This is a genomic window from Amycolatopsis sp. NPDC051716 (assembly GCF_040681595.1).
Classification (GTDB): Bacteria; Actinomycetota; Actinomycetes; order Mycobacteriales; family Pseudonocardiaceae; genus Amycolatopsis.
Map to the genome: position 1 here is coordinate 1 of NZ_JBFAZA010000070.1, position 9,164 is coordinate 9,164.

The 9,164-nt window shown below is 70.7% G+C and carries 14 protein-coding genes; 6 read left to right on the forward strand and 8 right to left on the reverse strand.

Going from position 1 to position 9,164, the window contains the following annotated elements:
- Positions 1 to 91: 91 nt before the first annotated feature.
- Positions 92 to 280 (reverse strand): DUF1918 domain-containing protein, encoded by a 189-nt coding sequence (locus AB0M30_RS46435; protein ID WP_364598806.1) that lies wholly within the window; start codon positions 278 to 280, stop codon positions 92 to 94.
- A 197-nt stretch (positions 281 to 477) separates the two neighbouring features.
- On the opposite strand from AB0M30_RS46435, the gene AB0M30_RS46440 reads away from it, so the two are divergent.
- The gene (locus tag AB0M30_RS46440; protein ID WP_364598809.1) at positions 478 to 912 is read left to right on the forward strand and encodes a TrmH family RNA methyltransferase; all 435 of its coding nucleotides are present in this window, start codon (positions 478 to 480) and stop codon (positions 910 to 912) included.
- Positions 909 to 1,466 (forward strand): hypothetical protein, encoded by a 558-nt coding sequence (locus tag AB0M30_RS46445; RefSeq protein ID WP_364598812.1) that lies wholly within the window; start codon positions 909 to 911, stop codon positions 1,464 to 1,466. The genes AB0M30_RS46440 and AB0M30_RS46445 overlap by 4 nt, the downstream gene beginning before the upstream one ends.
- Here AB0M30_RS46445 and AB0M30_RS46450 read toward each other — a convergent pair.
- Entirely contained in the window at positions 1,463 to 2,044 is a 582-nt protein-coding gene (locus AB0M30_RS46450; RefSeq protein ID WP_364598815.1) for an HhH-GPD-type base excision DNA repair protein, read from the reverse strand. The two genes, AB0M30_RS46445 and AB0M30_RS46450, sit on opposite strands and share 4 nt — an antisense overlap.
- 61 nt (positions 2,045 to 2,105) lie before the next feature.
- Entirely contained in the window at positions 2,106 to 2,882 is a 777-nt protein-coding gene (locus AB0M30_RS46455) for an AraC family transcriptional regulator (RefSeq protein ID WP_364598818.1), read from the reverse strand.
- A 50-nt stretch (positions 2,883 to 2,932) separates the two neighbouring features.
- Here AB0M30_RS46455 and AB0M30_RS46460 point away from each other — a divergent pair, with 50 nt between their 5' ends.
- Positions 2,933 to 3,346 (forward strand): DUF2000 domain-containing protein, encoded by a 414-nt coding sequence (locus AB0M30_RS46460; protein ID WP_364598821.1) that lies wholly within the window; start codon positions 2,933 to 2,935, stop codon positions 3,344 to 3,346.
- Between the two features lie 85 nt (positions 3,347 to 3,431).
- Complete coding sequence (locus AB0M30_RS46465) at positions 3,432 to 3,941, forward strand: hypothetical protein (RefSeq protein WP_364598824.1); 510 nt, start codon at positions 3,432 to 3,434, stop codon at positions 3,939 to 3,941.
- Between the two features lies 1 nt (position 3,942).
- Here the strand turns inward: AB0M30_RS46465 and AB0M30_RS46470 are convergent, their stop codons facing one another.
- The 3 genes from AB0M30_RS46470 to AB0M30_RS46480 are packed head-to-tail and all read right to left on the reverse strand — an operon-like array spanning position 3,943 to position 5,494.
- Positions 3,943 to 4,560 carry a class I SAM-dependent methyltransferase gene (locus AB0M30_RS46470; protein ID WP_364598827.1) on the reverse strand — a complete coding sequence of 206 codons (618 nt, stop codon included), beginning with the start codon at positions 4,558 to 4,560 and terminating at the stop codon, positions 3,943 to 3,945.
- 9 nt (positions 4,561 to 4,569) lie between these two features.
- Positions 4,570 to 4,950 (reverse strand): DUF2203 domain-containing protein, encoded by a 381-nt coding sequence (locus AB0M30_RS46475; RefSeq protein WP_103340928.1) that lies wholly within the window; start codon positions 4,948 to 4,950, stop codon positions 4,570 to 4,572.
- A 25-nt stretch (positions 4,951 to 4,975) separates the two neighbouring features.
- Complete coding sequence (locus tag AB0M30_RS46480) at positions 4,976 to 5,494, reverse strand: hypothetical protein (RefSeq protein ID WP_364598831.1); 519 nt, start codon at positions 5,492 to 5,494, stop codon at positions 4,976 to 4,978.
- Between the two features lie 247 nt (positions 5,495 to 5,741).
- Between AB0M30_RS46480 and AB0M30_RS46485 the strand changes: the two genes are divergently transcribed.
- Complete coding sequence (locus AB0M30_RS46485; protein ID WP_364598834.1) at positions 5,742 to 6,965, forward strand: NADP-dependent isocitrate dehydrogenase; 1,224 nt, start codon at positions 5,742 to 5,744, stop codon at positions 6,963 to 6,965.
- A 182-nt stretch (positions 6,966 to 7,147) separates the two neighbouring features.
- Complete coding sequence (locus tag AB0M30_RS46490) at positions 7,148 to 7,444, forward strand: SH3 domain-containing protein (protein ID WP_364598837.1); 297 nt, start codon at positions 7,148 to 7,150, stop codon at positions 7,442 to 7,444.
- A gap of 5 nt (positions 7,445 to 7,449) precedes the next feature.
- Here AB0M30_RS46490 and AB0M30_RS46495 read toward each other — a convergent pair whose 3' ends face one another.
- Both AB0M30_RS46495 and AB0M30_RS46500 read right to left on the reverse strand, forming a co-directional pair.
- A complete protein-coding gene (locus tag AB0M30_RS46495) occupies positions 7,450 to 7,998 on the reverse strand; it encodes a permease (protein ID WP_364598840.1) in 549 nt (182 codons plus the stop codon).
- A gap of 79 nt (positions 7,999 to 8,077) precedes the next feature.
- Positions 8,078 to 8,659 carry a TetR/AcrR family transcriptional regulator gene (locus AB0M30_RS46500; RefSeq protein ID WP_364598842.1) on the reverse strand — a complete coding sequence of 194 codons (582 nt, stop codon included), beginning with the start codon at positions 8,657 to 8,659 and terminating at the stop codon, positions 8,078 to 8,080.
- Positions 8,660 to 9,164: the final 505 nt, after the last annotated feature.

Sequence of the window (9,164 nt, forward strand, 5' to 3'; positions counted from 1 at the left end):
GATCTTGGTCGACGCTGTTCTAGCAGGGACCCCGTTACCCATCTCACCGGGTTGACAGCTCCGCCCACTCCCTAACTTCCCGGCATTGCGGTTAGTCGGCGTGCGCCTGGACCTCGCAGTCGGGCCCGGGGTAGACGAGCCCTTCGTGCCCGTCGGCGAACCGCACCAGATAGGGCGGGGCGCCCTCGGGGCCACGGACTTCGAGGATCTCGCCGCGCTGCCCGGCCGCTCCGACCGTGCGGCCGTGCACCTGGATCTCGTCTCCTACTCCTGCGTGCATGGGGCTTCACCTCCGTGTCCATGCTAGGAGCGGAAACTCGTCCCGTGGACCCCGCGAACGGGTTAGACTCCGTGCATGATCAGCGAATTCGGAGGCGCCGCGCCTCGGCGCCGGTGAGCCCTTCGGTCCGGGTCCGCACGCCCCGAGAGCTGCGGAAGACCCGGCGGAGCAACGCACATTCCTGTTGGGGTCACCTGGTGGCCGCCCCGCTGTGGCCGTTGCACGGCGTGAATCTCGGCACCCTCCTGCGCACCTGTGACGCCGTCGGCGCGTGTCTCGCCGTCCCGCGGTTCCCGTGGGTGCCCGAAGCGCTGCGGAGGGGAAACACGTTGCGGCGTCCCGCTTGTGTGCACTGGGTCCACGACCCACCGGGCTGGCTGGCCCGCGAACGGGCGGCGGGCACCCGGGTGGTCGGCGTCGAACTGGCCGAGGAAGCCGTCCGGCTGGCCGACCTGCCCGTCGCCCGCGGCCGCACGATCGCCGTGCTCGGCCACGAGCAGACCGGGATCCCGCCGGACGTCCTCGACCTGCTCGACAGCGTCGTCGAAATCCCGATGGTCGGCATCGGTGCGAGCCTGAACGTCGCGGTGGCCGGCAGCCTCGTGCTGTACAAGCTGGCGGGCCTGGCGTGATCGGTCTCAAGTGGACGGTCGCGGAAAACGCGGCGTGGTGCGATCTGGTCTGGCCCGGGCAGTTCCGCCCGCGGGCGTGGACCAGCCGCACGCGCACCCCGGCGTACTACCCGGACGCGGTGACGCTGACCCCGGACGCCACCGCCGCCGACATCCTCCCGTTCGTCGACGGCTCCGCGGGGTGTTCCGTCAAGGACAGCTTCGCGAACCTGGACCTGCCGGGGTTCTCGGTGCTGTTCGAAGCGACGTGGATCGCGTGCGGGCCCGGTGTGCCCGAGCCGGGCTGGCGGCGGGTGGCCGGCCACGGCTTCCCGGCCGACGACTCGGTGGCGGTGCTGTCCCGGGGCCCGGCGCTGGTCGTCGCCCACCGCGGCGACCGCGTGGTCGGGCTGTCCAACTTTTCGGGACCGGCTCAGGCCTGGCCCGGCGCGGTGGCGGCGGCCTCGGCGTACCCCGATGTCCCCGTGGCCGGCTACGAACACGGCGACGCGCTGCGGATCGCCCTGGACCACGGCGCCGAGCCGCTGGGCCCGCTGCGCGTCTGGGTGCGTTAGCTCGTTTTCGCAGCGGCTTTGGCGGCCTTTTTGAACGCGCGGACTTCGGCGAGGGTCTCGGCGCTCGTGACGTCGGCGATCGACCGGCGCGAGCCGCGGTCGCCGTACGCGCCGGCGGTCTCGCGCCAGCCCTTCGGCTGGATGCCGCGCTGCTTTCCCAGCATGGCCAGGAAGATCTTCGCCTTCTGCTCCCCGAAACCGGGCAGGGCCCGCAGGCGCTTGAGGACTTCGGGACCGTCCGGCTTCGGGCGGCCGTCGAGCCAGATGCCTTCGGTGCGGCCGTCGTAGTTTTCGATGATGTGCTGGGCGAGCGCGTGGACGCGGCGGGCCATCGAGCCGCCGTAGCGGTGGATGGCCGGCGGCACCACGCACATCTCGACGAACGCTTCGACGTCGGTCGCGGCGATCTTCGTCAGGGAGAACCCGTCCATCCGGTCGGCGATCTTCCGCGGGCCGGCGAACGCGTGCTCCATCGGGTACTGCTGGTCGAGGAGCATGCCGACGAGCAGGGCGAACGGGTCGTCGTTCAGCAGCTTGTCGGCGGCCGGGTCGCCGGTCAGGTGCAGTTCGCGCAACATGCCGTCATCTTGACACAACCCGCTTCTCCGGCAGGGCGACCAGCGCCATCGTGGCCGGCCGTCATCGGGTTTTCGCGTAGCGCGACGGCGTCGTGCCCAGGTACCGCTTGAAGTGCCGGGTCAGGTGGGCCTGGTCGGTGAACCCGGCCGCCGTCGCGACTTCGGCGGCGGGCGTGCCGTCCAGCAGCAGCCGGCGGGCCCGGTCCACCCGGCGGCCGGTCAGGTAGCGGTGCGGCGGCAGGCCGAACCGCGCCCCGAAGCAGCGGACGAGGTACGCCGGGTGCGCGCCGAGCGTCTCGCCCGCTTCGGCCAGCGTCAGCGCTTCCGGCAGATGAGCGTCCAGCAGGTCCCGGAGATCGTCGGCGAGGCCGCGCTTCGGCTCCGGCGACGCCGGTTTGCCCAGGTGGGTGCGCAGGCGGTCGGCGACCAGCACGAGCCGGCTTTCCGCCTCGAGCGTGTCGCCGGGCTCGGCGAGGGACTCGTGGAGCTGGTGGATGCGGGTGCGCAGGAGGCCGTCGGCGAGGCTGGGCCGGTCGACCGCCGCGCCGATCAGGTCCTCGCCCAGCACCGGCGTGTCCAGGTAGAGCACGCGCTTGCGGAAGCCGTGGCTGGTCGCGGCGCGGCCGTCGTGGGCGACGTTCGGCGGCAGCAGCGTCACCGCCGGGCCGAGCGCGCCGTGGTGGTGGCGGTCGAGGTCGTAGCGGATGACACCGTCGTCGACGATCAGCAGCGTCCACGTGTCGTGCGTGTGCAGCGGGTAGGCGTGCGTGGTGAAGCGCGCGTGGAAGACCTCGGCGATCCCCGGGACCGCCGGCCGCCAAGCCGCGACGTCCGCCATGTCAAGAACGTACAAGACGCGGGCGTCGCGCCCGGGTGAGTCTTCGGGGTATGAGTTCCTTCGACACGAAGATCGCCGTCCTGCTCCGCGACGACCTGGCGTCCTGGCAGCGGCTGAACGTCACCGCGTTCCTGGTGAGCGGCATCGCCCACGTGACCCCCGAGCTGATGGGCGAGCCGTACGCCGACGCCGACGGCACCGAGTACCTGCCGATGTTCGGCCAGCCGATCATGGTCTTTTCCGGCACGGCGGACGTCCTGACCGCGGCCCACGGGCGCGCGCTGGGCCGCGGGCTGCGGTTCTCGATCTTCACCGACGAGCTGTTCCACACCGGCAACGACGCCGACAACCGCGCGGCGGTCCGCGAGGTGCCGGGGGAGAAGCTGGCGCTGGCCGGGATGGCGGTGCACGGGCCGAAGAACGCCGTGGACAAGATCCTCAAGGGCGCGTCGCTGCACCGCTGAGTAGAACTGCTCTATCCCCCGCTCGGGTGAGCTGCCAGCATGATCGGCAGCGCCGCAAAAAGGCGGCTCGAAATGGGGAGGTTTCGTGAATTCACTTCGTCGTGCGTGCGTGGTCCTGACGGCGGCGGCCGGGCTGGTCGCGGCGCTCGTGCCGGTCGCCTCGGCGGACCCGGTGCAGACGGTCGACTACGTCTCGGAGGAGGGCGCCTGGCCGCTGGAGGGCAGCGCCCACTACGCGGCGCCGGGAGACGAGATCGCCGTCTTCGAGTCCACCAGCGGCAGACTCTGGATCGACGTCTCGTCGGGGCTGAAGTACCTGACCGTCGAGCTGAGCGCACCGGCGGGGGAGACCCTGCACACCGGCACGTACACCGGCGCGCGGTTCCGCGGGCAGAGCGACGAGGCGCAGACCACGCCGGGGATCTTCGTCTACACCATGGGCAACGTCTGCAGTGAGGCGTACGCCGACTTCACGATCGACCGGCTGGACAAGGACGCCGACGGCCGCACGACCGACGTCGACGCGACGTTCGTCCAGCGCTGCGGCGCCCCGGACGCCCCCGCCACCCGCGGCGAGGTCCACTTCCACGCCTGAGTCACGGCGCGGTCGCGTGCACCAGGAAGACGCTGCGGATCCGGTCGCCGGTGTCGACGGTGAACGTCCGCGCCGAAGCGTCCGCGAAGCCCGCCGACGAGGCCAGCGCCGCGGCGCCGGCCTCGCCGGTCGGGAAGGACAGGTCCGCCGGCACGAACTCGGCGAACGGCCCGGACGGCTTGAACCGCGCCCCCGACACGATCGAGAACGCCAGCCGGCCGCCGGGGCGCAGCACGCGGAGCCAGTCGGCGAACGCGGCGGCCCCCAGGAAGTGCAGCGAAGACGCGCACAGCACGACGTCGGCCGAGTGGTCCTCGACCGGCAGCGGCACCGCCGGCCCGACCCGCCACTCGATCCGCCCGTCCGGATCCTGCGCGGGCGCCTTCGCCTCGGCCCGCGCGACCATGGCCGGCGACAAGTCGACGGCGAGCACGCGCGCGGGCTTCAGCCGTAGCGCCGCATACGCCGCGACGCCCGTCCCGGTGGCGACGTCGAGGACGAGACCCGGAGCGTCGGGGAGCGGCTCGACCAGGGCTTCCGCCACCGATCCGTGGAACGGGTCGTCGTCGTACTGCTCGGCTGTGCGGTCGAAGAAGGCAGCCCGGGATTCGTCGGTCACGCACCCAACCTAGCCGGGGCCACCAGCGGTTTTCAGGGGACGACGGCCGGCGAACCCGAGGTCGGTGCGGTGGTACCAGCCCAGCTCGCGGTCACCTTCGAGCCAGCACAGGAGGACGTCGGTGCCGTCCAGCTCGGCCGGGAAGTCGACCAGCAGCGGCGCGAACCCCTTGAGCTCGGCGCCGGTGCGCTGCACCGTCGTCATCAGGTCGTCGAGACGGGCCTGGGCGGCCTTCCACTCGGGCAGCCCGCCCAGCGCGGTGGCGCGGCCGCCCGGCCGCAGCGACGCCGCGAGCTCGGCGGCGTCGGCCCGGACGCGCACCAGTTCGTCGAGGACCGGCCGCAGGCGCGCCAGTTCGTCGCGCGCTTCCGCGACGGTGAACAGTCCCATTCGCCGATGATGCCATCGGCGTGCGTCAGCCTTCGCGCCGCCGCCGGACCAGTGCGTTGGCCAGCCCGCTGCCGACCAGCAGGAAGCCCACGCCGAGCAGCCCGCCGATGAAGAGGAAGTCCATGACGCCGTAGGCGATGTCGCTCTTCGGCATCAGGTTGACCAGCCGGAACCCCCACTCGGGCACGGCCATCGCGGCGACGCCCGGCAGCACGCCGTAGATCAGGCCGCCGAGGATCGGGCCGGCCGCCGACAGCGCGCCGAGCGCGGCGACGACCAGCAGCAGGATCGCCCCGCCGGCCAGCAGCGCGATGCCCAGCGGGTCGCGGTTGGTGCTCAGGGTGGCCTGGATCAGCTGCTGCTGGCGCAGCCCGCCCCAGCTCAGCAGGCCCAGGGCGACCGGCGTGAGGACGAGCCCGCCGAGCGCGCTGACCACGTGCGCGGCGCCCCGGCGCGGCCGTTCGTCGAGCACGTCGGGTTCGCCGGTGTCCGGGTAGTCGTTCTCGTAGTCGTCTTCGTAGTCGGCGTACCGATGGGTCGACATGGCCGTCACCTCCCGCATGGTGGGTTCACGGGTGGCATCGTGCCCTGGTTCACCGCCGAACGCCTACGGTCGCTCGGCGAGCGGTCGGATCGGGGTCCCGCCCGGTGATCCGGGCCACAAAGCGCGGGTGGAGACTTGATGCCGACCACTACTTGAACCATCCAGGTGCGTCAAGCAGTACGCTTGTACCGCTACCGGCGAGACGTATCGAAGAACGCGAAGATCCGCGGAAGGAGCACCGCTGCTCATGGCCAAGATCAAGGTCCAGGGCACCGTCGTCGAACTCGACGGCGATGAGATGACCCGCATCATCTGGCAGTTCATCAAGGACAAGCTGATCCACCCGTACCTGGACGTGAACCTGGACTACTACGACCTGGGTATCGAGGAGCGGGACCGCACCGACGACCAGGTCACGATCGACTCCGCGAACGCCATCAAGAAGCACGGCGTCGGCGTCAAGTGCGCCACGATCACCCCGGACGAGGCCCGCGTCGAAGAGTTCGGCCTCAAGAAGATGTGGCTGTCCCCGAACGGGACCATCCGCAACATCCTCGGCGGCGTGATCTTCCGCGAGCCGATCGTCATCCAGAACATCCCGCGGCTGGTGCCGACGTGGACCAAGCCGATCATCATCGGCCGCCACGCGCACGGCGACCAGTACAAGGCGACCAACTTCAAGGTCCCCGGCCCGGGCACGCTGACCATCAGCTACACCCCGGACGACGGCTCCGAGCCGATGGAGTTCGAGGTCGCGAAGTTCCCCGAGGGCGGCGGCGTCGCCATGGGGATGTACAACTACAAGAAGTCGATCGAGGACTTCGCGCGCGCGTCGCTCCAGTACGGCCTCGACCGCGGCCTGCCGGTGTACCTCTCCACCAAGAACACCATCCTCAAGGCCTACGACGGCCAGTTCAAGGACGTGTTCGAGGAGATCTTCCAGAACGAGTTCAAGGCCGACTTCGACGCCAAGGGCATCTCCTACGAGCACCGCCTGATCGACGACATGGTCGCCGCGGCGATGAAGTGGGAGGGCGGCTACGTCTGGGCGTGCAAGAACTACGACGGTGACGTCCAGTCCGACACGGTCGCGCAGGGCTTCGGCTCGCTGGGCCTGATGACGTCGGTGCTGCGCACGCCGGACGGCCGGACCGTCGAGGCCGAGGCCGCGCACGGCACGGTCACCCGGCACTACCGCCAGCACCAGCAGGGCAAGCCGACGTCGACCAACCCGATCGCGTCGATCTACGCCTGGACCCGCGGCCTCGAGCACCGCGGCAAGCTGGACGGCAACCAGGAGCTGATCGGCTTCGCGAACAAGCTGGAGCAGGTCGTCGTCGAGACCGTCGAGAGCGGTCAGATGACGAAGGACCTGGCGCTGCTGATCAGCAAGGACCAGCCGTTCCAGACGACCGAGGAGTTCCTCGCGACGCTGGACGACAACCTGGCGAAGAAGATCGCCCAGGGCTGAGTTCGCTGCTGCGAAAGCCCCTTCCCGGTTCGCCGGGGAGGGGTTTTTCGGTTGATCACGCGGTGTCACCTCGCGCCCGAGCCACTGGCGCCTCCGGGTGGTTGCGACGTCCGGCGCTGCCGTCCGGGTAAAGGATTGCCTACCCTTGGCGGGGGGACGGGGTTCGCGGGTTGGAGGAAGGCATGTCGAAGAAGACTTTGCTCATCTTGGGCGCGCTCGTCCTGGTCGTCATCGTCTACGCCATGAACACGGGCAAGCAGGCGTCGGGCGCATCGGCCACCGGCTGCAAGGTGACGGTGACCGCGGACGTCCTGAACGCCCGCGAGGCGGCCGACGGCAACGCGAAGATCATCGGCAAGTACTTGCGCGACGCCCAGTTCGACGCGCTGCCGGGCGTGCAGAACGGCTTCCGCAAGGTCGCCGACGACAAGTGGGTGGCGGCCGAGTTCACCCAGCCCGTCGCCGGCTCCGCCTGCTGATTTTTTCAGACGCCCAGCAGGTCGGCCGCGAGCGTGACGACGCCGAACGCCGCCGCCGACAGGCCGAGCGTCCTGGCCCGTTTCGGATCGCGTTTCGCGGCGGCGCGCCAGTAGAGGCCGATCCCGATCGCCAGCATCAGCAGTTCGACGCCGGCCGAGACGGCGGGCAGCCGCCAGAGCCCGAAGCCGAAGGTGGGCAGATCACCGGCGTTGCCGGGCAGGATCGGCAGGTCGGCGCGGTGCACGACGAGGTCGAGCAGCCAGTGCGAGAACACCACCCCGCCGAGGACGAGCCCGGCTTCGCGGCCGAGCCAGTAGGTGGCGACCGCGCCGAACAGCGCGGCGAGTACGAGCGCGCCGACGAGGGAGTGCGTGTAGTCGGCGTGGATGACGCCGCCGCCGTAGCCCTCGCCGTCGATCGTCTCGACACCGCTCAGGTAGAGCGGCACGAAGACGACGTCGAGCCAGGCGGTGGCGAGCATGAGCGTCCAGACGGGGATGGCGGGCCGCCCTGCCTTGACGGCGGCGGCCAGCCCGAAGTGCCCGGCGATCATCGGCCGGCCTCCGTCCAGGGGAAGCGGGCGTCGAGCACGCCGAGCCCGACGGTGAAGAGCAGTACGGCGAGGACGAAGGTCATCGGGTTTCCTGTTCTGCGTAGGTTTCGAGGCCCTGGACGAGCATTTTCTTGAGCACTTCGAAGCTCTCGCCGACGTCTTCGGGGCGTCCGAAGCCGCCGGAGGCCTCGAGCCCGGCGAAGCCGTGCACGGCGGCGCGGATGCACCGCGTGGCGTGGACCGATCGGGCGTGGTCGAAGCCGAACGGCCGCAGCACGGCGAAGACGACTTCGGCGACGGCGTGGGTGGCGGTGCTGAGTTCGGTGTCCCCCTGGTCGGGTGCGGCGGTCAGGGCGCCGGTGCGGTGGGGGTGGTGTTGCAGGTAGTGGCGGTAGGCGTCGGCGAGCGCGGCCACGGCGTCCCCGCCCTCGCGCCCGGTGGCGGCGGTGCGGAGGGTTTCGGCCATTTCCTTGACGACGCGGAGGTCGATCAGCCGCCGGAGATCCGCGAGGTTTTCGACGTGCTTGTAGAGCGAGGGCGCGGCCACCCCGGCGCGGCCGGCGATCTTGGCGAGGGTGAGTGAGTCGGGTCCGGACTCGTCGACGAGGGCCATAGCGAGGTCGACCACCGCGTCGGTGGTCAGGCCGGCCCTAGGCGACATGGTGGCTACTTGGCATAGCTTTAAAGCTATGGTGCGTAGCTTCGGGCGTCAAGGCCCGGTTTTTGTCGGTGGTGGGTGCTAGAACTGATCACAGGAAAACCGCAGGTGGCGGCGTGGGGCCGCCGGGAAGGAGGAAACGTCCGGGGGCGGGCGACAACTGAATCGCGGGACGAGCCTGAAGTGTCCGCGGGGTCTCCAGGGGGAGTCTCGCGGGCCGGACGGGGTGTTCGGGCGGTGCGGGTCGGCGGCGGTGGGATCGAGCCCTGGGGACCGCGCTCAGACGGGGGTCGGAGCGCGAAGGGGGAGATTGTCGGCGCCGGGCCGGCCGTGGCGAGGGATCTGCGTTCCGGGGGCCTGGTCGGGCGCGTGGTGGTCTGCTAGGAGGACCTTCCGGAGCTGGATGGGTGCGCAGTCCGCCCGCTTGAGGGACCTGCTGGGGGCTTGGTCGGGCGTGCGGTGGGCCTGCCCGGGTGAGCCGCCGGGAGCTTGGTCGAGCGTGCGGTGG

Excerpts from the sequence above, each read along its gene's own strand:
- AB0M30_RS46435 (WP_364598806.1), bottom strand. The coding sequence starts at position 280 with ATGCACGCAGGAGTAGGAGACGAGATCCAGGTGCACGGCCGCACGGTC.
- AB0M30_RS46450 (WP_364598815.1), bottom strand. The coding sequence starts at position 2,044 with ATGTTGCGCGAACTGCACCTGACCGGCGACCCGGCCGCCGACAAGCTG.
- AB0M30_RS46455 (WP_364598818.1), bottom strand. The coding sequence starts at position 2,882 with ATGGCGGACGTCGCGGCTTGGCGGCCGGCGGTCCCGGGGATCGCCGAG.
- AB0M30_RS46460 (WP_364598821.1), top strand. The coding sequence starts at position 2,933 with ATGAGTTCCTTCGACACGAAGATCGCCGTCCTGCTCCGCGACGACCTG.
- AB0M30_RS46475 (WP_103340928.1), bottom strand. The coding sequence starts at position 4,950 with ATGGGACTGTTCACCGTCGCGGAAGCGCGCGACGAACTGGCGCGCCTG.
- AB0M30_RS46480 (WP_364598831.1), bottom strand. The coding sequence starts at position 5,494 with ATGTCGACCCATCGGTACGCCGACTACGAAGACGACTACGAGAACGAC.
- AB0M30_RS46485 (WP_364598834.1), top strand. The coding sequence starts at position 5,742 with ATGGCCAAGATCAAGGTCCAGGGCACCGTCGTCGAACTCGACGGCGAT.
- AB0M30_RS46490 (WP_364598837.1), top strand. The coding sequence starts at position 7,148 with ATGTCGAAGAAGACTTTGCTCATCTTGGGCGCGCTCGTCCTGGTCGTC.
- AB0M30_RS46495 (WP_364598840.1), bottom strand. The coding sequence starts at position 7,998 with ATGATCGCCGGGCACTTCGGGCTGGCCGCCGCCGTCAAGGCAGGGCGG.
- AB0M30_RS46500 (WP_364598842.1), bottom strand. The coding sequence starts at position 8,659 with ATGTCGCCTAGGGCCGGCCTGACCACCGACGCGGTGGTCGACCTCGCT.